This window comes from Alkalibacter saccharofermentans DSM 14828, from assembly GCF_900128885.1.
GTDB lineage: Bacteria > Bacillota > Clostridia > Eubacteriales > Alkalibacteraceae > Alkalibacter > Alkalibacter saccharofermentans.
This window is the reverse complement of record NZ_FQTU01000009.1, coordinates 49,755-75,152: the sequence shown is the minus strand read 5'-3', so window position 1 is coordinate 75,152 and position 25,398 is coordinate 49,755. Positions and strand designations below refer to the sequence as shown.

The 25,398-nt window shown below is 41.4% G+C and carries 25 protein-coding genes and 2 riboswitches; of the genes, 3 read left to right on the top strand and 22 right to left on the bottom strand.

The window, feature by feature from the left end:
* The first annotated feature begins 4 nt into the window (after window positions 1-4).
* Complete coding sequence (locus tag BUB93_RS07405; protein ID WP_073270690.1) at window positions 5-1,366, top strand: PFL family protein; 1,362 nt, start codon at window positions 5-7, stop codon at window positions 1,364-1,366.
* On the opposite strand, the gene BUB93_RS07400 is transcribed toward BUB93_RS07405, so the two are convergent.
* The 13 genes from BUB93_RS07400 to nth form a co-directional block, all read right to left on the bottom strand.
* The gene (locus BUB93_RS07400) at window positions 1,356-2,171 is read right to left on the bottom strand and encodes a regulatory protein RecX (protein ID WP_073270688.1); all 816 of its coding nucleotides are present in this window, start codon (window positions 2,169-2,171) and stop codon (window positions 1,356-1,358) included. The genes BUB93_RS07405 and BUB93_RS07400 overlap by 11 nt on opposite strands.
* Before the next feature lie 2 nt (window positions 2,172-2,173).
* Window positions 2,174-3,499: a pyrimidine-nucleoside phosphorylase gene (locus BUB93_RS07395; RefSeq protein WP_073270686.1), complete on the bottom strand. Its 1,326-nt coding sequence runs from the start codon at window positions 3,497-3,499 to the stop codon at window positions 2,174-2,176.
* 12 nt (window positions 3,500-3,511) lie between these two features.
* Entirely contained in the window at window positions 3,512-4,138 is a 627-nt protein-coding gene (locus tag BUB93_RS07390; RefSeq protein WP_073270684.1) for a hypothetical protein, read from the bottom strand.
* An 18-nt stretch (window positions 4,139-4,156) separates the two neighbouring features.
* Complete coding sequence (pruA, locus tag BUB93_RS07385; protein WP_341465281.1) at window positions 4,157-5,785, bottom strand: L-glutamate gamma-semialdehyde dehydrogenase; 1,629 nt, start codon at window positions 5,783-5,785, stop codon at window positions 4,157-4,159.
* A gap of 108 nt (window positions 5,786-5,893) precedes the next feature.
* Window positions 5,894-6,487 carry a histidine phosphatase family protein gene (locus BUB93_RS07380; RefSeq protein ID WP_073270682.1) on the bottom strand — a complete coding sequence of 198 codons (594 nt, stop codon included), beginning with the start codon at window positions 6,485-6,487 and terminating at the stop codon, window positions 5,894-5,896.
* 15 nt (window positions 6,488-6,502) lie between these two features.
* Window positions 6,503-7,225 (bottom strand): adenosylcobinamide-GDP ribazoletransferase, encoded by a 723-nt coding sequence (gene cobS / locus BUB93_RS07375; protein ID WP_073270680.1) that lies wholly within the window; start codon window positions 7,223-7,225, stop codon window positions 6,503-6,505.
* 8 nt (window positions 7,226-7,233) lie between these two features.
* Window positions 7,234-7,785, bottom strand: a complete 552-nt coding sequence (gene cobU, locus BUB93_RS07370; protein ID WP_073270678.1) for a bifunctional adenosylcobinamide kinase/adenosylcobinamide-phosphate guanylyltransferase — start codon at window positions 7,783-7,785, stop codon at window positions 7,234-7,236.
* A gap of 3 nt (window positions 7,786-7,788) precedes the next feature.
* Complete coding sequence (locus BUB93_RS07365) at window positions 7,789-9,276, bottom strand: cobyric acid synthase (protein ID WP_073270676.1); 1,488 nt, start codon at window positions 9,274-9,276, stop codon at window positions 7,789-7,791.
* Between the two features lie 4 nt (window positions 9,277-9,280).
* Window positions 9,281-10,528 carry an ABC transporter ATP-binding protein gene (locus tag BUB93_RS07360; RefSeq protein WP_073270674.1) on the bottom strand — a complete coding sequence of 416 codons (1,248 nt, stop codon included), beginning with the start codon at window positions 10,526-10,528 and terminating at the stop codon, window positions 9,281-9,283.
* A 1-nt stretch (window position 10,529) separates the two neighbouring features.
* Window positions 10,530-11,558 (bottom strand): FecCD family ABC transporter permease, encoded by a 1,029-nt coding sequence (locus tag BUB93_RS07355; RefSeq protein WP_242945411.1) that lies wholly within the window; start codon window positions 11,556-11,558, stop codon window positions 10,530-10,532.
* Between the two features lie 84 nt (window positions 11,559-11,642).
* Window positions 11,643-12,575 carry an ABC transporter substrate-binding protein gene (locus BUB93_RS07350; RefSeq protein WP_073270672.1) on the bottom strand — a complete coding sequence of 311 codons (933 nt, stop codon included), beginning with the start codon at window positions 12,573-12,575 and terminating at the stop codon, window positions 11,643-11,645.
* 115 nt (window positions 12,576-12,690) lie between these two features.
* Window positions 12,691-12,865, bottom strand: a riboswitch (cobalamin riboswitch).
* Window positions 12,866-12,964: 99 nt separating this feature from the next.
* Complete coding sequence (locus BUB93_RS07345) at window positions 12,965-13,189, bottom strand: hypothetical protein (RefSeq protein ID WP_143159077.1); 225 nt, start codon at window positions 13,187-13,189, stop codon at window positions 12,965-12,967.
* A gap of 5 nt (window positions 13,190-13,194) precedes the next feature.
* Window positions 13,195-13,833, bottom strand: a complete 639-nt coding sequence (gene nth / locus BUB93_RS07340; RefSeq protein WP_073270669.1) for an endonuclease III — start codon at window positions 13,831-13,833, stop codon at window positions 13,195-13,197.
* A gap of 150 nt (window positions 13,834-13,983) precedes the next feature.
* Here nth and BUB93_RS07335 point away from each other — a divergent pair, with 150 nt between their 5' ends.
* Together BUB93_RS07335 and BUB93_RS07330 are read left to right on the top strand one after the other, a co-directional pair.
* On the top strand, window positions 13,984-14,883 hold the full coding sequence (locus BUB93_RS07335) for a DMT family transporter (RefSeq protein ID WP_073270667.1): 900 nt from the start codon (window positions 13,984-13,986) through the stop codon (window positions 14,881-14,883).
* Between the two features lie 28 nt (window positions 14,884-14,911).
* Complete coding sequence (locus BUB93_RS07330) at window positions 14,912-16,210, top strand: bifunctional folylpolyglutamate synthase/dihydrofolate synthase (RefSeq protein ID WP_073270665.1); 1,299 nt, start codon at window positions 14,912-14,914, stop codon at window positions 16,208-16,210.
* A 40-nt stretch (window positions 16,211-16,250) separates the two neighbouring features.
* Here the strand turns inward: BUB93_RS07330 and BUB93_RS07325 are convergent, their stop codons facing one another.
* The 9 genes from BUB93_RS07325 to BUB93_RS07285 all read right to left on the bottom strand — a co-directional run bounded on the left by BUB93_RS07325 (window position 16,251) and on the right by BUB93_RS07285 (window position 25,306).
* Window positions 16,251-16,898: a TetR/AcrR family transcriptional regulator gene (locus BUB93_RS07325; protein ID WP_073270662.1), complete on the bottom strand. Its 648-nt coding sequence runs from the start codon at window positions 16,896-16,898 to the stop codon at window positions 16,251-16,253.
* Window positions 16,899-17,042: 144 nt separating this feature from the next.
* Window positions 17,043-18,092 (bottom strand): nicotinate-nucleotide--dimethylbenzimidazole phosphoribosyltransferase, encoded by a 1,050-nt coding sequence (gene cobT, locus BUB93_RS07320; RefSeq protein WP_073270660.1) that lies wholly within the window; start codon window positions 18,090-18,092, stop codon window positions 17,043-17,045.
* A gap of 109 nt (window positions 18,093-18,201) precedes the next feature.
* A riboswitch (cobalamin riboswitch) is annotated at window positions 18,202-18,370 on the bottom strand.
* A gap of 25 nt (window positions 18,371-18,395) precedes the next feature.
* Window positions 18,396-19,373, bottom strand: a complete 978-nt coding sequence (locus BUB93_RS07315; RefSeq protein ID WP_073270659.1) for a TIM barrel protein — start codon at window positions 19,371-19,373, stop codon at window positions 18,396-18,398.
* A complete protein-coding gene (locus BUB93_RS07310; protein ID WP_073270657.1) occupies window positions 19,370-20,149 on the bottom strand; it encodes a sugar phosphate isomerase/epimerase family protein in 780 nt (259 codons plus the stop codon). Before BUB93_RS07310 ends, BUB93_RS07315 begins: the two co-directional genes overlap by 4 nt.
* An 8-nt stretch (window positions 20,150-20,157) precedes the next feature.
* Window positions 20,158-21,081 carry an amidohydrolase family protein gene (locus BUB93_RS07305; RefSeq protein WP_073270654.1) on the bottom strand — a complete coding sequence of 308 codons (924 nt, stop codon included), beginning with the start codon at window positions 21,079-21,081 and terminating at the stop codon, window positions 20,158-20,160.
* Window positions 21,082-21,136: 55 nt separating this feature from the next.
* Window positions 21,137-21,988 carry a bifunctional 5,10-methylenetetrahydrofolate dehydrogenase/5,10-methenyltetrahydrofolate cyclohydrolase gene (locus BUB93_RS07300; protein WP_073270652.1) on the bottom strand — a complete coding sequence of 284 codons (852 nt, stop codon included), beginning with the start codon at window positions 21,986-21,988 and terminating at the stop codon, window positions 21,137-21,139.
* 95 nt (window positions 21,989-22,083) lie between these two features.
* On the bottom strand, window positions 22,084-22,710 hold the full coding sequence (locus tag BUB93_RS07295; protein WP_423230804.1) for a cyclodeaminase/cyclohydrolase family protein: 627 nt from the start codon (window positions 22,708-22,710) through the stop codon (window positions 22,084-22,086).
* A 35-nt stretch (window positions 22,711-22,745) separates the two neighbouring features.
* Window positions 22,746-24,419, bottom strand: a complete 1,674-nt coding sequence (locus BUB93_RS07290; protein WP_073270648.1) for a formate--tetrahydrofolate ligase — start codon at window positions 24,417-24,419, stop codon at window positions 22,746-22,748.
* Between the two features lie 74 nt (window positions 24,420-24,493).
* Window positions 24,494-25,306, bottom strand: coding sequence for a methyltetrahydrofolate cobalamin methyltransferase (locus BUB93_RS07285; protein ID WP_073270646.1), 813 nt, complete (start codon window positions 25,304-25,306; stop codon window positions 24,494-24,496).
* Window positions 25,307-25,398 lie beyond the last annotated feature (92 nt).

The window sequence follows — 25,398 nt, the reverse complement described above, 5'->3', positions numbered from 1 at the left end:
TTTGATGACTTTATACAATAAGAATATATTTGAAACAGTTCGAATGATTGAAAAGGAAAATTTGGATATCAGGACTATCACCATGGGTATTTCCCTTCTCGATACCATCGACTCTTCCGGCAAAAAGGCAAGGACCAGGATTTACGACAAAATCATGCGCCTTGCAAAAGACCTGGTCAAAACAGGCAATGACATTGAGGACGAGTTCGGGATACCTATCATCAACAAGAGAATTTCCGTCACGCCGATTTCCGTCATCGCCGCGGCAAGTGACGACAAGGACTACATCGCTTATGCGCAGATCCTAGACAAGGCTGCAAAAGAAGTGGGAGTAAACTTCATCGGGGGATACTCTGCCTTGGTCCAAAAGGACTTTACCGAAAGCGACATAGGTTTTATAAACTCTATAGCCCAGGCTTTAAGCGAAACTGAAAGAGTATGCTCATCTGTTAACGTAGGAAGCTCAAAGGCTGGCATAAACATGGATGCCATTAAAATGATGGGGAAAGTAATCAAAGATGCAGCATACCTCACCAAGGATCAAGATTCCATAGGCTGTGCCAAACTCGTTGTATTTGCAAACGCAGTAGACGACAATCCATTCATGGCAGGAGCTTTCCACGGAATAGGTGAAGGGGAAGCCGTAGTAAACGTTGGAGTCAGTGGCCCTGGTGTTGTAAAAAGCGCGTTGGAAAAAGTTAAGGGCGAACCAATCAACGTAGTCGCCGAAAATATCAAAAAAACAGCTTTTAAGATAACCCGTACGGGAGAACTTGTAGGAAGGGAAGTTTCTAAGCGCCTCAATGTTCCCTTCGGAATTTTGGACCTTTCACTCGCTCCTACCCCGGAAATCGGCGACAGCGTAGGAAGAATCCTGGAAGAAATCGGACTGGAAGCCTGCGGAGCTCACGGGACTACTGCCGCTTTGGCTTTACTGAACGATGCAGTAAAAAAAGGCGGAATAATGGCCTCATCCTCTGTTGGCGGACTTAGTGGGGCTTTCATACCGGTAAGCGAGGACGAGGGCATGATCAGTGCGGTAAAGGCTGGCGCCTTAACCTTCGACAAGCTTGAAGCCATGACCAGCGTTTGTTCTGTTGGCCTTGATATGATAGCAATCCCCGGAAATACAGAAGCAACCACAATCTCAGCTATAATAGCAGACGAGGCAGCAATCGGCGTAATAAACAACAAGACCACTGCCGTGAGGATAATTCCTGTTTACGGCAAGGATCTTGGAGACACTGCATCTTTTGGGGGGCTATTAGGATACGCCCCGATCATGTCAGTGAGCAAATTCTCGAGTGCTGACTTTATTAACCGAGGCGGCAGAATACCTGCACCTATTCACAGTTTTAAAAATTAATATCCGCCAGGTAGCTTTCAAGGTGTTTTTTAACCTTGTCGTATTCGTAACCTTTGGACATCATGGCCTGAATAACCTTGACTTGCAAGTCATAGTTTTTCAGGTCTTTTTTTTGGTATTTTTTGAATGCGACTTCAAAGGCCTTTTCAAACTTTCGCTTAAATTCCTCACTCTCTTCTCCTTCATTGTCAAGCATCTTGACTGCTTCAGAGATAATATCAAAACCAAACCCTTTCACAGCCAATCTTTGAGATACCTTTTGGCATTTTTTTCTGTAAGGATCCCTGGCGTACTTAAAATTCAATTTTTCAGCTTCCTTGAATGCTATCGTGCATTCATGCTCTCTCGTAAAATATTTTTCGATAGCAGACTTTGCAGTGGATTCAACAATCCCCTTCTTAATAAGATCCGTATAAGCCTTTTTAGAGGATTGGTCACCGAATTCCGCTTTGTTTTTTACAAAGCGTGTTGCATATTCTTCATCATTAATGAAATTGTAGCTCTTCAATTTATCTACTGCACGCTTTGCAGCATCAATAGAAAATCCGTTTTTTAAAAGGTAATCCCGAACTTCTTTTTCCGTTCTGCTCGTGTAGGCAATAAACCCCAACGACTTTGAATAAGCTTTGTTCCCATGGGCTGCTTCCTTGGCTTTTTCGAGGCTTTTTATATCCTTGCTTTGCCCCTTTCTAATATCAGCCTTATAAATTGTCTCAGCATCAGCTTCCATGAAAAGTTCATCATCTACATATACTTCATATGATTTTTTATTTTTTTTAAGTTTGATATCCGTTACTGTTGGCATAATCAGTATCTTTCAACCCCATTTCTTGATGCGATTCCATAGATGAGCTTTCTTTTTTCAACGGGTTTTTCATCGTATGAAAATGCGTTTTCAAGTCGCGATGCTGCTGCTTCCAACTTTTTTACATCGTTTCCAAATAAACTGGCGATTACTTCGCCTTTTTCAATCTTTTCTCCTACTTTTTTGTGTATATAAATGCCGGCACCCAAGTCTATTTGGCTATCCTTCGTGTCCCGCCCGGCGCCTAAAACCAGAGCGCAATTGCCAACTTCCATCCCGTCTATGGCTTTGACATATTTTCTTTCCCCAGATTTCAGCTCTGTGACGAATCTGCCTTGGGGGAGCTTCTCAGGGTTTAAAACCATCTCCCTGTCCCCTCCTTGAGCTATCACAAACTCCAAGAATTTTTCATAAGCTCTGCCGTTTTCAATGTTCTTTTCAAGAAGTCTGCAAGCATCTTTAATATTCTCTGTCTTCCCGGCCATTACTAAAAGCTCGCTTCCTAAAGCCAGGCACACTTCAAGCAATTCACCTTTAGACTTTCCCTGAAGAACCCGTATGGCCTCTTTTACCTCAATTGCATTTCCCACAGCTCGACCAAGTGGCTGCTCCATATCTGTTATCAGAGCCTTTGTATCTTTACCCATCCCGTTTCCTATGTCCACCATTATCCGAGCCAATTCAAATGCCTCATCAGGGGTTTTCATAAACGCTCCGGATCCAACCTTTACATCCAATAGTATTGCATCGCTTCCACTAGCGAGCTTTTTGCTCATTATGCTGCTGGCGATTAACGAAAGCTGATCCACCGTCGCAGTTACATCCCTCAAGGCATATAGCTTCTTGTCCGCAGGAGCCAGCTTTCCAGTTTGTCCCGCCAAGGCGATTTTTATCCTGTTTGCATTGTCAATGAAAGTTTCCATCGAAATCTCTGCATTAAATCCTTTAATTGATTCCAGCTTATCTATCGTTCCCCCTGTATGTCCCAGGCCACGACCGCTCATCTTTGCGACAGCTACGTCACATGATGCTACCAAGGGAGCAAGTATCAATGTGGTTGTATCCCCTACCCCACCGGTGCTGTGTTTGTCCACAACAATTCCATCGATACCCGATAGGTCTATAACATCTCCTGATTTCATCATCGAGTCTGTAAGGCTTACCGTTTCATCCGTATTCATTCCTTTAAAATATATGCTCATTAAAAGAACGGATACCTGGTAGTCAGGTATCCTATTATTGGTGTAACCTTCGACGAAATACTCAATCTCTTCCTTTGAAAGGGATCCGCCGTTTCTCTTCTTAAGAATTATATCGTACATTCTCATTTAAAAGGATCCTCACCTTTCCATCAATTCTTCAAATCTGGTTATAGCTTCCTCACCTGACCATTGGCTGGTTTTTTCTCCTTGGTAGCTGCAAGAGAGCGTGTTTGTATCCATATCAAAATCCCATTCAAGCAAATCTTGACTGTATGATCCATTAACAGCTATTTCCTCAAGAATCCTGGCGTTGTTTTCAAAATATTCCTTGTACACCTCTTGTAATTCCCTGTCGTTGTACCCACTTAAATCAACTGTCATTGCCTTTAGAATCCAGTCGAATTCGTCGTTAAAGTGAACCAGAAGCCTAGCCAGGTATCTTCTATTTACGAATATGAACGTCTTAACGCCAAAATCCTTAAACCCCTTCTCCAGTTTCTTGAACCTGATGCTGTCCATAAACACAAAGCCTTTATCGCTCATCCTGTCTTGAAGAAGCTCGACAAAATCTTCATCTCCGATAATTCTTAAAAATTCGTCGATTTCACTTTCTTCAAGCTCGTCTTTTGTGTCTGCACTGTAGATGATGTCCCTGAAAATATCCCTGTTGATCCAAAGCCAGTTGATTTCCTTTAATTCTTCGTAACCGAATATCTTTTCCACCGGTACGGATTTGATCTTTTGTGCTATTGTCAATGTATCCATATAACGCTCCTTGTAAATTTATTTTTCCTCCATGTGAGGGTATTCAAAGCTTTCGGGTGGTAAAAAACTTTCCTTAACAGTCAAAGGGCTCATCCATCTAAGCATATTTAGCATGCTTCCAGCCTTGTCGTTTGTTCCAGAATGTCTGGCGCCTCCAAATGGCTGACGGCCTACGACTGCTCCTGTAGGCTTGTCGTTAATATAAAAATTGCCTGCTGCATTCGCCAGGATCTTGCTCATAAGTGCCGTTATCGTCGGATTTTGAGAAAAAATCGCCCCCGTAAGTGCATATCCAGATGTTTTATCGCAGAGTTTAAGTGTCTCTTCAAGTTTTTTATCATCGTATACATAGACCGTCAGCACAGGTCCGAATATCTCTTCTTCCATGGTTATGAACTTTGGGTTTGACGTTTGTATCACCGTCGGTTCTACAAAGTAACCTGACCCATCATCCCAGTGCCCGCCAATCAAGATTTTTGCTTCGTTTGACTCCTTGGCATACTGTATGTATCTTGTCACTTTGATAAAGGCTTCCTCATCTATCAAAGCTCCCATGAAGTTCGAGAAATCCTCTACATCTCCCATTTTTATCTTGCCTGTTTCATTCAGCAGATGTTCCTTAACATCAAACCATATGCTCTCAGGTATATAAACCCTAGATGCCGCAGAACACTTTTGCCCTTGATACTCAAATCCCCCTCTGATCATTGCGGCAACCAAGGCCTTTATGCTCGCGCTTGAATGGGCAAATATAAAGTCCTTGCCCCCTGTTTCTCCAACAATTCTGGGATATGTTTTATAGTTATCGATGTTTTCCCCTATTACTTTCCACATGCCTCTGAATACCTTGGTGGAGCCGGTAAAATGAACTCCAGCCAGGTTCGGGCATGTAAGAAAACGCTTTCCAATCTCGCTTCCCTTTCCCGGCACGAAATTTATCACCCCGGGGGGAAGCCCGGCTTCAATCAATAGCTTCATAATATAATATGACGAATAAACAGATGCCGAGGCGGGCTTCCAGATAACTGTATTGCCAGCCATGGCAGGAGCTGCAGGCAAATTAGCGGCTATGGATGTAAAATTAAAGGGGCTGACTGCCAGCACGAATCCTTCCAAAGCCCTATAGATGCTTTTATTCCATGTGTATTCATCAGATAGAGGTTGGCTTGCATAAATTTGGTCAAGATACTTGACATTAAACCTCAAGAAATCACACAGCTCGCAAACTGCATCTATTTCTGCCTGATATACGGTTTTGCTTTGGGCTAGCATTGTCGCTGCGTTGACAACTGCCCTGTACTTTGTAGATAGAAGGCTTGCCGCCTTTAAAAAAATTGACTGCCTGTCATTCCAGGAAAGACTGTTCCATTCATTCTTGGCCGATATCGCAGCTTTTATTGCCAGGTCAGCTTCCTTTTCTCCTGCTACGCTGCAATATCCAAGAACATGATTTTTGTCGTGAGGAACGATGCACTTCATCTGCTTTTCAGTGTAAACTTCTTCTCCTCCGATTATCAGCGGAATCTTGATGGTTTGTGATATTAAATTTTTGAGTTCTTCTTTTAAAGCCTTTTTCTCCTCGCTGTTCTTTCTGTAACTTAGCACAGGTTCATTAATAGGTTTGGGTGAATCAAATATGGCGTTCAAAATATTCAACTCCTTTTATCCATCTTCTTACTTATATATTAACACCTTGCTAAGTATTTTTCATTCTCTTTATAATATATTAAAAAGACAAGCGGTCCATCCGCCTGTCTATTCAACCAATTTCATCAAATTTCTTATTACTCCAAAATCATTTTCATAGTCTATCTCTACCATTCCGCCCAAAGGAATATGAAAGTTCCACCTCTTTTGAATTTCAAGATTTAAAAGGTGTGTCACCATGCTCTGTATGGTCCCGCCGTGGCACACCACAAGGGAAGCTCCTTGTTGATGTTTTATCTTGTCCACAAAATCGGAAACCTTCTTGTGAAAGTCAGCCAGGCTGTCTCCTTCGGGTATCTGATAATTTACGTAATCTTCATTCCATTTATTCCAATGATAGTTGTCTTCTGATTGGATTTCGTTGAAAGTTCGGTTTTCAAATATTCCAAAGTTCATTTCAGATAGTGAAGGGACTAAATTCACTTTCAGACTGATTTGATTGCCTACGGCACATGCAATTTTTTTTGCTCTGGATATGGGGCTTGAATATATGCTGTCAAACTCGAAATCTTCAGCAAGCTTCTTTGTCAGCACCTCAAACTGCCTAAGGCCATTCTCAGTGTATCCTGTTTCAGTTATGCCCGCAAATCGATTTTCAATATTTCCGGTAGTCTCAACGTGTCTAACCATATAAAATTTCATTCACCAAAGCCCCTTTCATCCGAGATGGAAATAAACCGATATTAAAAACACTCCTTGAGCCATCTCGATGATCATCCCCGTAGTGTCCCCGGTAGTTCCACCAATTTTTCTTTCTATCCACTTGACCATGGAAGCGGCAATTAATACTGTAACGGCCAAAGGCACTAAGTAGTCAGTGTTAATCAAGGCTGCAATTACCCCGCAAATCGATATCGCTGCTGCCCCATGCCATAGTTTCGTCCCTTCTACGAACCTTCCTCCCAAATCCATGCTTTCCCTTGCATACGAAGTCATCCCTGCCGAAACCAGCCCGCAACACCTTCCAGCGATGGGCATTAAAAATAGCACTTCCGATTGTGAATGCTTCATGAAAACCACATAAACGGCAAAGAGCACTATTATTCCCAATGCGCCAAAAGCTCCAACCCGGCTGTCTTTCATAATTTCAAGGGCTTTAGCTTTATCTCTGTTGCTCATAAGCCCGTCTAAACTATCCATATAGCCATCTATATGAAGTCCACCTGTCAGCATTATATAAAAAACCGCAAGACTCAATCCCCTTACATCAGCATCATATCTTTCCAAGAGAATGCTCCCGGCATACATCAGGCCTCCGATTATGACTCCCACAAGCGGCATAAGCCTCATTGAGCTGTAGAATTCGTCTGTTGTGACCTCTTTTTTAAAGTTCACTGGTATCCTTGTGTAAAAGCCTATCGCTATGAGCAACTTTCTCATCATCTCACCTACTTGATTTTGATTTCTATTCCACTCACAATAAAATATACTTCATCCGCCCTCTGGGCCACTAGCTGGTTCATCCTTCCGGCTATATCCCGGAAATAGCTTCCCATTTTGTACGCGGGGACCAACCCCATGCCCAGTTCATTTGTCACTATAATCATGTCCTTGTCTAATGCAAGATTTAAAAGGCTATCCACCTCTTTTTTAATTTCCAGCTCCAAATCATCCACCTGCTCATGGGAGCATGTGTCAAAATCAAGACCACTGTAAAACATCAGATTAGTGATCATAACTGTCAGGCAATCAACAAGGAAAAGACCACAATCTTTTATTTCAGGCGTTAACGTCAAGCTGTTAAAATCCTTGTGCTTTTCCACCGTAATCCAGCTGTTAGGCCTTTGCTCCCTGTGCTTCTTTATCCTGTGAGCCATTCCCTCATCAAAAGGTATGGAAGTTGCTATATATGCGACTTTTTCCTTTTCTCTAGCTCTGTTCTCGGCAAAAGTGCTTTTCCCGCTTCTTGCCCCTCCGGTTACCAAAGTAATTTTCCCCATATGCTACCCTTTCATTATTCCAATTATTTTATCTATATCCAAGCTTCTCTCTAATACTTCACCCAGCTGAGAGTACTGCTTTTCCTTGAACTGGGAAAAACTCTCCGTAGCCTTTCCGTTTTCAACGCCTTTATCTTTCCGTATGGCATTCAAAATAGTCTTTCTAGGTTCTTCATTGTCGAAAATGCCATGAAGATACGTGCCTGAAACCAGTCCACCGTCTTTAACCGCACCTTCCCTTTCCCCAGTGCTCAATATCAGCATGGGATTTATGTCTTCTTTTAGCTCTGTTACTCCCATATGTATTTCATAACCCGATACTCTATCCCTTAGCTTATTCCCAAAATAATCGAAGCATAGCTTCCCATTTACCTGCTCCGTTCTTTTCCCTTGGAATATTGTAGTAATCGAATCTATGAGTCCCAGTCCGTCTATTTCATTCACTCGAGATTCATAATTGCCATAATCAATGATCTTTTTCCCCAGTATCTGATACCCTCCACATATCCCAAATATCGGCACTCCCTTTTTATGAAGCTTTAATACCTGCTCCTTCATTCCGGTTTCTTTAAGGTATATCATGTCCTCAATGGTATTCTTGCTGCCCGGAATTATTAAAAAATCAATGCCTTCAAATTCATAACTGCTTTTAATGTATCTTATTTCCACGTCCTCTTCCATCTCAAAAGGAGTATAGTCTGTAAAATTTGATATATGGGGAAGTTTTAATACTCCGATTTTTACATCTTTGTTTTTCTTCTCTCCAAACCTGAGAGAAACGCTGTCCTCATCGTCTATGTGATGCCTAAAATAAGGGACTACGCCGAGACAAGGTATGCCTATCTTTCCCTCCAACATTTCTATTCCTGAAGTGAGCAGGGTGATATCTCCTCTAAATTTATTGATCACAAACCCCTTTACCCTCTCCTTTTCATTATCTTCCAGGAGCATATATGTTCCGTATATAGAGGCAAAGACACCACCTCTGTCTATGTCTCCAATTAACACTACAGGACAATCACAAAGCTCTGCCATCCCCATGTTTACCAGGTCGTCTTCCCTTAAGTTGATTTCAGCAGGACTACCTGCCCCTTCTAGAACAATGCAATCATGTTCCCTTTCCAGCATTTCATAGGCGCTTTTTACAAGCTTCTTAAGTTTCGGCTTATATGCATGGTATTCTCTGGCATCCATATTTTTATAGACTTCACCCATTAATATTACTTGAGCCCCTACGTCTGAAGAGGGCTTAAGCAAAATGGGATTCATATGCACTTTTGGCTCTATCCCAGCAGCTTCCGCCTGTACTACTTGGGCTCTTCCCATCTCTTTTCCGTCTGCCGTGATGAAACTGTTCAATGCCATGTTCTGAGATTTAAAAGGCGCAACATTCAAGCCTCTATTCTTTAAAACCCTGGATATTCCTGCCGTCAGAATGCTCTTGCCCACTGACGAACCTGTCCCTTGAAACATTATACTTGGTTTTCTCATCCCGCTATTCTCCTTTGCCGATCGCTTTCAAAAACTCCTTATAGCTTTTTATATATTCGATTTCTTTTGTTTTTTCTAGCTTTTCCAATATGCTTTCAGCGGCACCTTCGGCATAGTCAAACTGACCTTGTCCCTTGATCATGTAAATCGGGCTATCAGTATTAAAAAGAGCTTCCAAGTTCTTTAGATTCCCCAGACCGAATGGCACGTCGGTAACCAAAATATAATCTGCTCTTTTTACCATCTCAATATTTTCTAGATGACTTTTATCATCTATTTCACTGAAAGGTTTGCATTCCACACAAGAGATTCCTATCATTTTGCTTATATCCCAATCGCTGTCACCTTTGTTCACTACCCCACAGGTAACTTCAAAACCTTTGGAATTAAGGCTTTCCAGTATCTGCTCGCCACTTCCTCCGCCGCAAATTACATGTATTCTAGTTCTCGCTAGCTCTGTCTTGCCTTTGATTACCCGTATCGGAACCACTTCCTTGGTAGATAGCATCTTGTTTCTACGTACCAGCATCTCCATTTCGTAGACCCTGCCAAGATATTTTTCATCAATAACCTGTTCCGGTGTTCCATCTACAATGACTTTTTTGTCATTTAACAGTATGAGCCTGTCGCTGAACCTGGCCGCCATATTTATGTCGTGAAGAACTGCTAGTATTGTAACGTTTCTGTTCTTGTTGAGCATCTTTACCAACTCCAGCACTTCAAGCTGATGATGGATGTCCAAGTGAGAAGTGGGTTCATCTAGCAGTATTATCTTAGACTGTTGCGCTATGGCTCTGGCTATGATCACCCTTTGCCTTTCCCCGCCGCTGAGTTGGTTGAAATACCTGTCTTTGAACTGCCAAGTATTTGTCATGAGCATCGCTTCGTAAACGATATCGTAATCCCTGGAAGGATTTTTCTTGTCTTTAGAAACATGAGGGTTTCTGCCCATCATCACGATATCGAAAGCATTAAATTCAAAATCCACATTGAACTCTTGGGGAACTACTGCCACAAGTCTTGCTCTTTCTTTTCTGCTAAGCTTACTGTTGATTTTTCCGTCGATACTTATCTTTCCATTTTTAATATCAATTATATCTGTGATCGCTTTTATCAATGTAGATTTACCCGAGCCGTTGGGGCCTATTATTCCTACGAATTCTCCTTGGTTGATTCCTATGGTCAGGTTCTCGAGCACGGTTTTTTCGCCATAAGCCACTGTTATGTTTTCTAGAGAAAGTTGAGTAATCATATCATAATCCCCCTGTTTTTCTTTGTTTCAACAGGTATACAAAAAAAGGTCCACCAAAAAGCGCCGTAATTATACCCACGGGTATTTCCTGGCTGATCATCGACCTTGCCAGCGTGTCGCACAATATCATAAAAATCCCTCCAGCCACAAAGGAGTAGGGTATAAGGTAGATGTGCTTCGGTCCCGTAAATATCCTTACTATATGGGGAATTATAAGGCCTACAAAACCTATGATACCTGTCACACTTACAGAAGCTGCTGTAACAAGTGCTGTAGTAACGAGTATTTTCCTTTTTAGCCTTTCAGTATCAACCCCCAATTGGGCTGCTGTATCTTCTCCCAAAAGCATGATATCCATCTCCCTTTGGGTGGAAAATATCACTGCAAAACCTATGAGCGCATAAGGCAGGACCATTATCAGCTGGCTCCAGCTTCTTGCATTGAAACTGCCCATGGTCCAAAATATTATCCGGTGCAGATCATTGGCGAAAACCATCATCAGGGATATTGCTGCAGATAGAAATTGACCGATTGCTATGCCACTTAGCAGAAGGGTGTTTACAGGTACTTTTTTTCCTACCCTTGATATGTTGTACACCAAAAACAACGATCCTGTCGCACCTATAAAAGCCAGTATGGATATTGCATTCAGTCCGAAGATGTAAAACTCCAGCCTGGCCACAATCCCCACAGTAGCACCCAATGCAGCTCCTGATGAAACACCTAGGATGTAAGGATCCGCCATGGGATTTTTGAAAATGCTCTGATACGAAACTCCGCAGATCGCCAAAGAGCCTCCTACGAAAAAAGCAAGCAGTGCTCTCGGAAATCTTATGAGCCAAATGATAGCGGATGCAGATGACTTGATGCCTTCCATATCCATGTCCATTAACAAAATCCTGTTCAGCAGGATCTTTATGGTCTGAATAAAGCTTATATCTGCTATACCTATAGTTGTAGAGAATATCACCACGGCAAAACACAATATCGACACTAACATTGCAAGTTTTTTATTGGATAACTTTTTCACTTGTATCTGCCACCTTTATCTTGTCTTCATAAATATTGAAGTTTTTAAAATCCAGGGGCGCAAAAACAGCGCCCCTGGATCGATTTATTCAAATAACGAAGGGTATATTATCTCTGCGTATAATTCTAGACCTTGAATGACTCTAGGTCCCGGCCTTTGAACGAAATCGTGTTCTTCAATTCCCCAGGGTATGACCACTACTTGGTCGTTTTGGAATGCAGAAACCTCACTTAACCCCGGAGTTTCGTTGAGCTCTTCAATCGTAGGGTATAGGGAAATGTATACTTGGGGATCTGCGTCCACAACCTGCTCTAACGTAAGGGTAGGCCACTGCCCCTCGCCTTTTGCAGCTACATTTTCAGCTCCAAGCTCAGAAAGAATTGAATCTATAAATGACCCGCTTCCTGCAGATATGAAGCTCCCCAGATCTATAAATACCCGCTTCGCTTCTTCTCCTGACACCATGCTTACTATTTCTTGTCTTTTTGCCTGCAAGCTTTCCACAATGTCTGAAGCTGTTTCTGAAACGTTTAGCACCTTGCCCGTCAACTCAATATTTTTTAATACGCCGTCTATATCTTCAGGATTGTACACTATGACTTTGATGCCAGCCCCTTCGAGCAAAATCTTCTCTTCCTCAGGAACTGAACCCGCTGCGAACAGCACGTCCGGCTCAAGCTCCAAGATAAGTTCAGTGTTTGGTCCTGAAAACCCACCTACCACTTCAACTTCTGCAGCTTCTTCAGGATAGTTGCAGAACTCGCTTCTGCCTACTAATTTTTCCCCTAATCCCAATGCAAATATTATTTCCGTACTGCTCGGAGCAACAGATACTATTTTTTCAGGCTCAGATTCTATTACGACCTCATTGCCAAGATCATCCGTTATAGTCAAGGGATAAATGCTATCCGACGATCCTCCTGTTTGATCGCCTCCCTCAGAATTGCTACATGCAGCAAAGCTTACCAGCATTGCAAATGCCAAAAATAAAACTAATGATTTATTTAATTTTCTCATTTATTGCGCCTCCTTTTTTTTTGGTTCTTAATATCTTATGCACAAACAAAAAAATCCCAGCCGCAAGCTGAGAAGGTTTCCAAAAAACACAGACTTCGCAATCCTCCCCTCCGTAGGTAAATAAATTGTCGAGGCAGGTCTCCTGACTTGTGCTTCATCCTTAGTTCTCCTTCCCATCAATTAAGACAGTGGATATTAGAACTTTTGTCCACACTCACAGTAGCGGGGGCTGTAGTGGATTTTAACCACTTTCCCTATTAAGTATTAACACCTTGACTACTACATTTATTAAATTATAGATTTAATGTTACCATAAAGACCAATATTACACAATACCAAGTGAATGAAGATTGTTTCCAAAACCATTGTAATCCTTTTCATAGGCTTTTTCAAAAACCTGATGCTTCGTCATTTCCTGTCTTGTCTTCAGTTTTTAAAAATGAAAAAACCAAGACTTTGGCGAACACTGCGACAAGCAATATGCTTGAAAACACAATCATCCCTTTGAATGACATGCTGACAAAAGGATCTGACATCATCGGCATGAATACCAAGAGCAATCCTAGAGCCAAAACAGCAATAATCAAAACTGCAGATCTTTTCTTAATCTTCATCTCCATCATCCCTCACGATAGTATAGGCAATAATTCTTTAAAAAGCATTCGACGCATTTTGGGCTTCTTGCGCTGCAAATTTGTCTTCCATGAAAGATCAACCAATGATGGGCCTGGGACCAAATCGCTTTGGGTATGGCTTCCATTAAGTCTTTCTCAGTTGACAATACGTTTTTAGAACAGGCTAATCCTATTCTGTTTGCTACCCTAAAAACGTGGGTATCAACTGCTATAGCCGGTATTCCAAAGGCATTGCTCATAACCACGTTCGCAGTTTTTCTTCCAACTCCCGGAAGTGCTGTGAGTTCATTAATATCCATGGGCACTTGGGAATCATGCTTATCTATCAGTATTTTGCACAGCGATAGTATGTTTTTGCCCTTTGTCTTGTACAGCCCACAGCTTTTTATTGTATCCTGAAGCTTTTTCTCTCCCAACTCCAAAATGCCCTCCGGGGTATTTGCCATCTTATAAAGCTTTTCGGTGACTATGTTTACCCTTATATCCGTGCATTGAGCTGAGAGTACAGTAGCTATCAACAATTCGAAGGGAGTGGTAAAGTTAAGCATCGGTCCTGCATTTCCATATTCTGTTTTCAACAATTCTAAAACCTCATCGATTTCTTTTTTGTCTAATTTAAGCATACTCAATACCTCTAGAGTTATTCTAACACGAAGTAAACGTTTTTCATAACTTTTTTTTATTCATGTGAAAAACAGTGATATTAATCAACTGTTATTGGAGAATGAATTCTGATATAATTATTTTTGACTTAAAGTTAGGAGAATGAACATATGAACAACAAAAAAATATTATTTGCGGATTTGGGATTGATTTTAACGGCGTTTGTCTGGGGAAGTGGGTTTGTTGCCACAAAGAACGCTCTTTCAAATTTTTCCCCTACAGACATTATGATAATACGTTTCGGTCTTGCAACCTTGATATCTTTTGTCGTCTTCCATAAAAAAGCGTTAGAATTAAGCTTTAATGACATAAAAGCAGGTGGGATGATAGGAGTTTTTTTGTTTTTAGGATTTGCATTTCAAACAGCAGGCCTCCAGTATACATTAGCAGGCAAACAGGCATTTTTAACAGGCACCAATGTCATCATGGTTCCCTGGATTTATTGGCTGATAAAAAAAGACAAGCCTGATACATACAACCTAGTTGCTGCAATTATGATGTTTGCGGGGATAGCATTTTTAACTTTGGACTTTCAAAACTCCATGTTCTTGAACAAGGGAGATGTCCTGACCCTGATATGTGCATTTTTCTTTGCATGCCATATACTTTCAATTGGCTTTTTTTCCAAATTCTACGATCCGATAAAATTGACCATCATTCAGTTTGCGACTACTTTTCTCATGTCGGCTTTGTGGAGGCTTTCCACGGGAGAACAGGCTTTTTCCATGCCGACATCCTACTTGACGGACGTAGTGTTTTTAGGGGTTTTTAGTACTTTTTTAGCTTTTTTGCTTCAAAACACAGCTCAAAAGCACACAAGCTCCACCCATGCTGCTGTCCTGCTTTCATTGGAGTCTTTTTTCGGAAGCTTCATGGCTATTCTTCTTCTTGGAGATGCATTCTCCCCCAAGATGATTTTAGGATGTGCAATCATATTCATAGCTATAATCACAGCAGAAACAAAATGGCAATTTATAAAACCATATTCAGTAGAGAACCCCGTAGATTGAATACATAAAACCGAAAGGAGCATCATCAATGAACTATCAGCAGGCACTTGAATATATCCATGGCACTTACATGTTTGGCATCAAACTGGGTCTAGACAACATAACTCTTTTGCTAAAATATTTAGGCGATCCCCACAAGAATCTGAAATACGTTCACATAGCTGGAACCAACGGCAAAGGATCAACCAGCCACATGATAAGCAACGCTTTGACAAAAAGCGGCTACAAAACCGGACTATACATATCTCCATATCTCGAGGAATTCACTGAGAGAATTCAAATAGACGGCAATCAGATACCCAAAGAAAGACTTGCAAAGGTCACATCCAAGGTGAAATCTGCCGTAGATCAAATGTTGGCGGAAGGTCATCCCTCACCTTCGGAATTTGAACTTGTCACTGCAATAGGATTCGAATACTTCTCAAATGAAAATGTAGACATCGTAGTGCTTGAAGTAGGCATGGGGGGCCGCTTCGATGCTACGAATGTAATCCCGACACCCGTCGTTTCGGTCATAACCTCAATAGGAATGGATCACACCCAGTATCTTGGAGATACCCTTGAAAAAATCGCATTTGAAAAAGCAGGTATCATAAAAGACAACTCAACAGTAGTGCTGTATCCACAAGGGGATGAAGTCGTGAAGGTTGTCAAAGAAAAGGTGGACAAAACAGGCTCCTGCCTGATTCTGCCCAATGCATCTGACATTAGTCTGCAATCTGCTGACTTAAACGGTCAATTTATTATTTATACAAAAGAAAACAGCATATTCTCAAATTTAGAATTTAAGTTGAGCCTTCTTGGCGATCACCAGGTCACTAATTCTTTAACCGCTTTGACTGCCCTAGAAATCCTGGCGGAAAAAGGATATGCTGTTTCGAAAGATGCAATCAGAGAGTCAATGTCTTCCATAGTTTTCCCCGGACGCTTCGAGCGCATAACCGAAAGCCCTCTGACTATCATAGACGGCGCTCACAATCTAAACGGGTTTGAAGCTTTGACTAAGACTCTTACTAGGTATCTAAATAAAAAAATCAATGTTGTAATAGGGATTTTAGGAGATAAGGATTACGGTCCCATGCTTAAGGAAATCGCACCATTTACCAAGAAATTCTTTACTGTTACGCCGGTGAATCCAAGGGCGCTTCCCGCACATGAGCTAGCGGAATACATTAAGGTGAATTTAAATATGAGTGCCGAAGAACTAGAATCCATCGATTCTGCCGCAGCTTTGGCTTTGAACTCAGATTCTCAAGAAGCTTACTTATTTGTCGGTTCCCTTTATATGATAGGCGAAGCAAGGACTTCTTTAAATAAACGGTCATGAAATCAGCCGCCCCGAAGAATATATGGGGCGGCTGTTACTTTTAAGCTAAAAATTTTATATAACTATAGTCATGTTCTTTCATAAACTCCATGCACTGATTATGATAATCGTCAATTATCTCACCATTGATGCCGAAAAGTCTACCGGTAAGAGAAGAAAGCTTCTTTAGCAAATATTCTAATTCCACGCCAAGGTTTCCCTCGCAGTAATTTAAAAGCAGCTCTCTTCTGGCTCCGAACTCTGATATCATAATACAGTCTATATCCTTTTGGTCATAATCGAGTTCAAACTCCTTGGCAATCATCTTGTATATCCTTTCGACACTGAAGCTCAGAGACCTGAAATTCGACTTGTTTCTTAATACCTCATAAAAGAACTTTCTGTTTCGGGTATCACTTAGTATCAAATCATAGTATATCGATGTCACTATATACAGTTTAAGGTACGAATTTCTTTTGATATTGAGTCTGTTGTTTACAAATTCATAAACAACCAAGAAAAACTTTGAATTAATTTCAAGGACGATATTATCCTTGGTCTTAAAGTAATAAGGTATCAAACCCAAAGGAATATTAGCATTATCTGCAATTTTCTGTACCGTTGATTTTGTATATCCCATTTCATAAAACATCTTTTTTGCAACCCTTATGATGTTTTCTTTTGTCTCAAAGCCTTTTTTATATCTCATTTGTCTAATCCTTTCATTTCAGCCTGCACGCATTTGACTATATTTTATCATACTTCGACTTGCAATAATAGTATCTTTAGCGTCGTATATAACCCTGCTTGCGTGAAACCATGAAAAAAAGGCTGCAATCGCTTCAGTCGAATATCATACAATGTCGATTCCCGCTTGGGAAAATGTACCCATGTCGTTGTACATTCCCTGTGCGGCTTCAACTATATTGAACGCCAGTGCCGCACCGCTGCCTTCACCAAGTCTCATGTCCATATGAAGAAAGGGTTTGAACCCAATTAATTCCAGTCCTTTCTTGGCACCCTTTTCCGCCGAGTTATGGGAACAGATTAGATAATCATAAACATCCGGATTGAGTCCGACTGCCAATGCAGCTGCTGCAGATGATATGAAGCCGTCAATCAGTACGGGCACCTTCATGCTTGCACCGGCCAACATGACTCCTGCCATCGCCCCTATTTCCAGACCGCCCACTTTTGCAAGAACATCCAGTGGGTCCTTTGGATCAGGATTGTGCAATGCTATAGCTTCTCGTATAACACTAGATTTTTTCACCAGTTTTTCTTCTGATAGGTTGGCCCCGATGCCTGTGACTTCTTCTGGGGACAACGACCCTAAAACTGAAAATATCGCGGAACTGGGAGTTGTGTTTCCTATTCCCATTTCTCCTGTTGCAAGTATATTATATCCGTTTTTGATCATTTCTAGAGCAGTTTCTATGCCTATCTCGAAGCTTTTTTCAGCTTCCAATCTGGTCATGGCTTCCTGCTTAGCCATATTCCCCGTACCCAACCTTATTTTTTTATTCCTGACTTTGGGATTCGTAATCTCTGCATTCACTCCTACATCTGTAACAAAAACCTCTGCACCAGCTTTTTTTGCTATAACCCCCACCCCGCTTTTTCCTTCTGCTATAAAGTGAGTCATAAGGGCGGTCACAGGCTGTGGAGCACTGGTTATATCCTCTTCGCAAATACCATGGTCAGCAGCAAATACCAGTACAGCTTTTTTAAGCTCGCCTCCTAGGATATCTGGGTTGATTCCAGCTATTTGTATAGCTATGTTTTCCAAAACTCCCAAACTTCCAACCGGCTTTAGCAGTCCATCTACATGCTCTCTGGCTTGTGACATTTTTTCCTTATCCACAGGCTCGATTTTTAATAATGTTTCTTTCAATAGCGACATAGTGTTTCCTCCCGTTGTTTTTATTGAATACTCTGCCTTGAAAGCTTGTTGAATAAAAAAAGCTTACGATCTCATCCATGCAAACAAGACCGTAAACTTTACCATCATTTACGTTTACAGATTTAAGGCAGGTCTCCTGGCTTGGACTCACAGCAGTTATGCTCCTTCCCGTTTCCAGTGGCTGATGCACACGCTCCTCCTTACAGTGGCGGGTCCGCTCGGAATTTTAATCCGATTCCCTATTCTCCCTTCCGGGCACCTTAAATCTAATATTCGATTAATCAGATTATAACAAATTAATTCTTATCTTCCAAGAACTTTGTTTTGAATCTTAATCATATTTTTAAGTTCCGATTTATCCTTAGGTAAAAATTCGTAAACGAGGTACTTTGGGTCTATCAGTTCCAGGATTTCATTAATTCTAGGATTGATAAAAGGAAGATGTGTATCGATGTTTCCGATATGCTCCCTTGCTAGATTCAAAACATCCCAGTAGCTATCAGCACTTCTAATGACGTTTAATTTGCTTTCAACGCTTTGCTTCAAGTAATCACCTGTTAAGGACTGATTAAGATGAATACCTTTTATCATTTTCAATACTACTTTGTTTCTTTCTAGCATGTTTTGAATATAATCACAAGCCTGATCCAAAGTCTTAAGGTCGGGGTTGGTTATCATTAAATGGCCAATATCCAGCATAAACCCTTTTTGTGGATACTTTATCTTGTCGATAAACTCCAAGGTGCTATCGGGATTTTTAAAATTCAGACCCGGCCACCAAAGGTTCTCAAAGAGCAAGTCAAACCCAAGGTATTTCTCACCTGCTGCCCGATTTACAAGTTCTGCAGCGCAATCTAGCACCTCTTCATCAGAATATGTAAAATCCCAAGTGAAGGCATGCTCTACTTCAACGTGTGAAACGTGAAAGACCGCGTAATCAACCTCAAGCTTTTTCGCAGTATCAAACTCTCTTTTATACTGGTCGATAATTGCATCTGGTGAAGATCCCCCATAATAAAGCTCTGCATTATCCATGCCCATAAACTGGCTTTCCAATGACAAAGCATCGCCCCTCCAAAAATCCAGCCAGGTAGGCCAGTATTTCAAATGCATTCCCACGGCTATCTCTTTCGGGATTTTTTCGGTATCATAGTCGTCATGAAATATCAGTTCGGAGCCGTGCATTCTTTGCTCTTCAAGAAAGTCAGCAAAGTCAGTCCAATCGCATTTAAACCAGTCTAGTTTGCTTTTATGATTGACCATATTCAAGAGTACTTTCATAGCCCACCTGCAATCCTTTCCAGTCTTTCATAGGCAGCAGATAAAAAATCCTCCGGGTTCTCAAAGGGCTCACAGCTTCCTGTAACCTCTATAGACAAGGAGCGGAGATTGGATTTTGAATAAATTCCCCTGAGCAGCTTCCAATCTACATGGCCGTCACCGGGAAGCCAGTGCCTGTCTTTTAACTCATCGTTATCAGACAAATGAGTTGTAAAGGTCCTTTCCGCCCATTTGTCAAACAGCTGTCCTTTAGTCTGTCCTGTTAACCAATCGTGTGACGAGTCGTAGCAAAGGCCTAAATTTGGAAGCTTGAGCTCCTCCAGCAGCATGTCCACCAGACTGGCGTCTCTGGTGTTTTCTACCGCTATTTTAACATCCCCGCTTTTGGCATTTTCAGCCAAGTCCTGAAAGCTTTTGATTCCGGCATCAATATCCAATCCGATATTTTCTTTATCGCTACAATGCATTACCAGTGTGCCTATGCCGTGTTTATGGCAATCCTCAACATACCCAAAATAGCGCTCTAAAGTTTTCTCTCTAGCTTTTTCATCCCTAGTCCATAAGTTGTTTACATCGCTATAGGGTGCATGGATGTACTCTACAAAAAGCCCGTTGTCTACAGCCATTCTTGGCATATCTTCTTTCTTTACGATTTCGGGAGATATCTCATCTTCCCACCATAGTGAAACTCCGTCAAAACCTACTTTTTTAATCAGTTCAAGCCTTCTTTTTATAGGCATAAAAAATCCAAACCAGGAAAATATGCTTTTTTCCATCTCTGCACCTAACTTTCGTCTATAATCCTGTCCTCTGCAGCCCCAATCTCCTTTTGGGATATCCTCAAAGCCGATACTCCGTTTTTATATGCAATCCTCATCAACTCTTCTTTCCCTATTCCCGACTTGTTTAGATATATCAACTCGTCAAAAAAACCAGATCCGTGATAAACCCTGTAAGATCCCGCATCGCTTCCTACAGCTATTTTAACACCCATATCATAGCCGGATTTAATCATTTTGCATTGTTGCTCAAAGATTCTTCTTATAACGTTTTTTTCCTTTTTGTATCTCTTATCGTTTGAATATAGTATATTCCCAAGGGGAGCCAATGTCGGAACCCATATTATATTTTTTTCCTTCATAGCACAAAGATTTTCATCAGAGAGGTAATATCCGTGTTCTATGGTATCGACTCCGGCTTCAGCAGCCATTTGTACTCCTTGGAAAGAGTTTGCATGAACCATCACAGGAAGGGATAGATCTTGGGCTTTTTTTACCAAATACTCAAATTCATTTTTATTAAACCCTACTCCTCCAACCTTTCCATACTCTTTGAAGGATATCATCCCGCTTAAAACAATCTTTATAAAATCAGCTTTTTTAAAAGCCAGATCATCAAGGTGTTTGTTTATTTCATCCAGTCCTTCTACCGGCTTGCCAATCATGCTTCCATAATATCCTTTTTTGTATATACCATAAATGGGCGTCCTGTAAATAAGTCCTTCTTCGTCGGCAACTGAACGAGCCAGCTCATATAGTCCTAAGTTGTCTCCACCATCTCTTATAGCAAATATGCCCCTGGATTTGTATGATTCAAACACTTTTCTTAACATATTTTCAGTAGTTTTTGAATCGATGTTTAATGAATTCCTATATTTTTTTGAATCTATGCCGTCTAACGTCAAATGCATGTGCGTTTCTATAAACATGCTTCTCACCCTGCCTTGAAAGCTTCTTTTGCTGTTGCTTCACGCCATTTTAAAATTACCCGATTTGCAGCTTGCATGCCTTTATGACATGCTTGGCTAGCACAGATGTTGTGACGGACCCCACTCCTCCCGGTACTGGTGTTATCATGCCGGCTTTGTTTTTACAATCTTCAAAATCTACATCTCCGCAAAGTTTTCCGTTTTCGTCCACATTTATTCCAACATCTAAAACTATTGCGCCTTCTTTAACGTACTGAGAATTCACCATCTTAGCCCTTCCAATCCCAACGATCAAAATATCAGCAGCTGCAGCTACCTTTGAAAGATCTTTTGTTTTGGAATGGCAAATCGTAACTGTGGCATTTTCTTTCAAAAGCAACATGCTCACAGGCTTGCCTACGACCATGGATCTTCCTAACACCACGGTATTGGCTCCATTCAAATCGATATTGTAATGGCCAAGTATTTCCATGACCGCTGAAGGCGTACATGGAGCAAAACCTGATCTATCTCCTTCCATGACTTTAGCCACATTGATAGGACTAAAGCAATCCACATCCTTTTCAGGAGCTACGACATACTTTACGACATTTTCGTCTATGTGCTTGGGCAAAGGTCTGAAAATCAATATTCCATGCACCGAATCGTCCTTGTTCACTAATTCCAACTCGGCAATAAAGTCGTCTTGTGATATACCTTGATCAAGTTCTAAAACCTCAGTTTTTATATCACAACCGGCCATTCTCTTTAGTGCTCCTCTTTCGTAGGATAGGTCACTGGGGTTTTCACCTACCCTTATTATCTTTAGTTTGGGCTCAACTCCTCTTTTCTTAAGTTCTTCTACAGCCCTGACCGTCTCTTCTTTTATGCTTTCAGCTACTAGCTTTCCACTCAACAACTCACTCATTTTATTCCTCCTGAAATCAAATAGTTTGTGTTTTTTTTAACACTAATTTTAAACTTAATCCTCCACCGCTAAGTGGAGGATCGTTAAATCAGATTCTATTTAGCAAGCTTTTTGTCCACCTTGCTGTACACATCGTCGCAAATCTCAATCCCTTTTGACAGCAACGGCTTTACTTCGTTTTCCACCTTTGATACATACTCCTGATTTTTTATTGAGTTAATATTGATCTGTACATTCAACCAGGCACTGATTATTCCTGATCTTAGACACTGAACTCCAACCCCTACATCACTGATAGCCAACATGGAGCCTTTGTCTACCAGCTCTTCATGGAGCAAAATGGCTTCATAGCACTTTTTTACTATCTCTACCGGTACAGAGCATGCCTGAACAAGACATTTTTCCATAATCTCTTCCTTGTGTTTTTTTTCTTCTTCCGTTTCTTTAGGAAGTCCGTAAGCCTTTGACAGCGGAAGGAAGTTCTCCGCATCCAGATCAACCATTTCGAGGAGCGCTCTTTGAATCCTATCAGCTTCCTTCATGATTCTTTGAATATCCTCTTCATATTGTGCATATTTTTTCTTCCCCGTAGTCAAGTTGCATACCATGCCTGCCAATGCAGTGCCCATTGCACCGGAGAGGGCGGCCGCGCCTCCTCCTCCCGGAACTGCATTTTTCGATGCAAGCTCATCCATGAACCTCACACAGGAATAATCTATCATTTTCATGCTCTACCTCCGAATTTCATAAGTCAGTCTTAAAACAACCCTGATATCACGCCGTTTTCATCCACGTCGATTTTTTCAGCCGATGGTACTTTGGGGAGCCCGGGCATTTTCATGACATCTCCAGTCAGCACTACTATGAACCCGGCACCTGCAGATACGGTCAGATCTCTAACGGTTATTGTAAACCCTTTAGGTCTTCCCAGTATGGTTTGATCGTCAGTTAAGGAATACTGTGTTTTCGCCATGCATATAGGCATCTTGCCGAATCCGAGTTTTTCAAAGTTAGCAATCTCTTTTTCAGCTTTGCCTGTAAAGCTGACATCATCAGCTCCATAAATTTTTTGTGCAACCTTTCTGATCTTATCCTTTATTGAATCTTCCTCATCGTATGCGAATTCCATATCGCTTTCAGTCTGTGTCAATCTGATAAGCTCTTTAGCTAATGCCTCTCCACCTGCTCCACCTTTTCCCCAAACTTCTGACAAAGCGACGTTTACTCCAAGCTCCCTGCATCTGTCTTCAACAAGCTTGAGTTCTGCTTCTGTATCTGTCGGAAATCTGTTTATAGCCACTACAGCCGGCAGCTTAAAAACCTGGGTTATGTTTTCCACATGTTTAAGCAAGTTGGGAAGTCCTTTTTCCAGAGCCACTAAATTTTCTTCCTGCAAATCGGTTTTTGCTACTCCTCCGTTGTACTTGAGAGCCTTTACCGTAGCCACTATTATCACCGCATCCGGCTTAATATCCGTCATCCTGCATTTTATGTTTATGAATTTTTCAGCTCCCAAATCAGCTCCAAATCCTGCTTCAGTGACTACGTAATCTGCATACTTCATTGCGAACTTTGTCGCCAAAACAGAGTTGCATCCATGTGCTATGTTCGCAAAAGGTCCGCCATGAATAAATGCAGGATTTCCTTCCAATGTCTGTACCAGATTTGGTTTCAAAGCATCTTTTAAAAGAGCCGCCATAGCCCCTTGCGCGTTAAGATCTCCCGCTGTTACAGGCTCTCCTTTTCTATTGTACGCGACTATTATTTTTGCGCATCTGTTTTTTAGATTTATAATATCGCTGGATAGACAAAATATAGCCATTATCTCACTTGCCACCGTAATATCAAAACCATCTTCTCTTGGCATTCCCTGGGCTTTTCCTCCGAGCCCGTTCACGATATTCCTCAATTGCCTGTCATTCATGTCTACGGCTCTTCGCCACACGACTCTTCTTACGTCTATATCCAGATTATTTCCCTGAAAGACGTGATTGTCGAGCATTGCAGCCAAAAGGTTGTTGGCTGCGCCGATGGCATGGAAATCTCCAGTGAAATGCAAGTTGATGTCTTCCATTGGAACAACTTGGGCATATCCCCCTCCTGCCGCTCCGCCTTTTACGCCAAATACTGGTCCCAGGGATGGTTCTCTCAAAGCTACCAATACGTTTTTGCCCAATCTCGAAAGGGCATCCGCCGCTCCTATAGTGGTAGTAGTCTTTCCTTCCCCTGCCGGTGTTGGGTTGATGGCAGTCGTTAAAATAAGCTTTGCTCTTTTATCTGACTTCTCCTGAAGCAGATTTATATCGACCTTTGCCTTGTACTTTCCGTACAAATCCAGATTTTCTTCATTCAAACCCAATTTTGCCGCGATCTCTCTAATGTCCTTTGGTGCAGCTTCCTGTGCAATTTCAATATCGCTCTTGAACCCCATTTAAACTCCTCCTCAAACTAATTTTATGCACATTAAAACAATATAACCGGTCTGTTTTAACATCTTCTGGTGTTTTATATTCTGCCTTTTCGAACTGCAGTGTTATATTTTCTGGTGTGCCTGTCTCTTCCCAATAGAGCTTCTGTAGCATAAATCGCTCCCATTATTTCCTTGTTCAACGGATCCATTATAGCCGAATCCATTCCCTCGTATATTGCAAGAGTCATAAAATTTTGATTGATGATTTTTCTTGAGGGCATTCCGAAAGATATATTGCTAAGTCCGGATGTAAACTTAACTGTAGGATAAATGGCCTTCACTTCCTTCATTGCTTTTACAAAGTTAAGCAGTGAGTTGTTGTCAGTGGATAGTGCCATGACCAATGGGTCGATGTGTATCCTGTCTGGAGTTATTCCGTATCCTGCTGCTTTTTCAATTATCTTCTTTGATATTTCAACTCTGGTTGGAACATCTCTTGGTGTTCCGTTGACGCTATCGCATGTCAAGGCTATCACCTGCCACTCATTGTCCTTCATCAAAGGAAATATTACGTCGCATTTGTCTTTATCTGATCCTTCTACCTTTTCCAGATTCACCGAATTGATCATGCCCGGCTTGTTTATTATAGGCAATACTTCTTTAATGAACATTGGATTGGGACTATCTATGCAAACAGGCGTATCTACAGCTCCCTGTACTATTTCTATCAACCATTTCAAGGTTTCCACTTCTTTGTCCGGTGCAGTAGAAGCGCAGACATCTATGAAATCCGCTCCGGCTTCCGCCTGCTTTACAGCCCTTTCCCGAATAAACTCAGCGTCCCTTTCTTCAATAGCCTTCTTGACTACCGGAATTGCTCCATTGATTTTTTCACCAATAATAATCAAAATACTCCCCCCTGTTGTGTGGTATCGATTTCAACCCGATTAACTCCTTAATTATTCAAGTGAGCAACTTGTATATACAAGCCTCTTTATGT

Coding starts and splice junctions, on each gene's coding strand:
- BUB93_RS07365 (WP_073270676.1), bottom strand. CDS start 9,276: ATGAGAAAACCAAGTATAATGTTTCAAGGGACAGGTTCGTCAGTGGGC.
- BUB93_RS07325 (WP_073270662.1), bottom strand. CDS start 16,898: ATGAGATATAAAAAAGGCTTTGAGACAAAAGAAAACATCATAAGGGTT.
- BUB93_RS07345 (WP_143159077.1), bottom strand. CDS start 13,189: ATGAAGATTAAGAAAAGATCTGCAGTTTTGATTATTGCTGTTTTGGCT.
- BUB93_RS07360 (WP_073270674.1), bottom strand. CDS start 10,528: ATGATTACTCAACTTTCTCTAGAAAACATAACAGTGGCTTATGGCGAA.
- nth (WP_073270669.1), bottom strand. CDS start 13,833: ATGCTTAAATTAGACAAAAAAGAAATCGATGAGGTTTTAGAATTGTTG.
- BUB93_RS07310 (WP_073270657.1), bottom strand. CDS start 20,149: ATGGAAAAAAGCATATTTTCCTGGTTTGGATTTTTTATGCCTATAAAA.
- cobS (WP_073270680.1), bottom strand. CDS start 7,225: ATGAGAAAGTTGCTCATAGCGATAGGCTTTTACACAAGGATACCAGTG.
- BUB93_RS07335 (WP_073270667.1), top strand. CDS start 13,984: ATGAACAACAAAAAAATATTATTTGCGGATTTGGGATTGATTTTAACG.
- BUB93_RS07295 (WP_423230804.1), bottom strand. CDS start 22,710: ATGATAGATTATTCCTGTGTGAGGTTCATGGATGAGCTTGCATCGAAA.
- cobU (WP_073270678.1), bottom strand. CDS start 7,785: ATGGGGAAAATTACTTTGGTAACCGGAGGGGCAAGAAGCGGGAAAAGC.
- BUB93_RS07400 (WP_073270688.1), bottom strand. CDS start 2,171: ATGCCAACAGTAACGGATATCAAACTTAAAAAAAATAAAAAATCATAT.
- cobT (WP_073270660.1), bottom strand. CDS start 18,092: ATGTCGCTATTGAAAGAAACATTATTAAAAATCGAGCCTGTGGATAAG.
- BUB93_RS07395 (WP_073270686.1), bottom strand. CDS start 3,499: ATGAGAATGTACGATATAATTCTTAAGAAGAGAAACGGCGGATCCCTT.
- BUB93_RS07390 (WP_073270684.1), bottom strand. CDS start 4,138: ATGGATACATTGACAATAGCACAAAAGATCAAATCCGTACCGGTGGAA.
- BUB93_RS07350 (WP_073270672.1), bottom strand. CDS start 12,575: ATGAGAAAATTAAATAAATCATTAGTTTTATTTTTGGCATTTGCAATG.
- BUB93_RS07405 (WP_073270690.1), top strand. CDS start 5: ATGACTTTATACAATAAGAATATATTTGAAACAGTTCGAATGATTGAA.
- BUB93_RS07305 (WP_073270654.1), bottom strand. CDS start 21,081: ATGTTTATAGAAACGCACATGCATTTGACGTTAGACGGCATAGATTCA.
- BUB93_RS07290 (WP_073270648.1), bottom strand. CDS start 24,419: ATGGGGTTCAAGAGCGATATTGAAATTGCACAGGAAGCTGCACCAAAG.
- BUB93_RS07315 (WP_073270659.1), bottom strand. CDS start 19,373: ATGAAAGTACTCTTGAATATGGTCAATCATAAAAGCAAACTAGACTGG.
- BUB93_RS07380 (WP_073270682.1), bottom strand. CDS start 6,487: ATGAAATTTTATATGGTTAGACACGTTGAGACTACCGGAAATATTGAA.
- BUB93_RS07300 (WP_073270652.1), bottom strand. CDS start 21,988: ATGAGTGAGTTGTTGAGTGGAAAGCTAGTAGCTGAAAGCATAAAAGAA.
- BUB93_RS07330 (WP_073270665.1), top strand. CDS start 14,912: ATGAACTATCAGCAGGCACTTGAATATATCCATGGCACTTACATGTTT.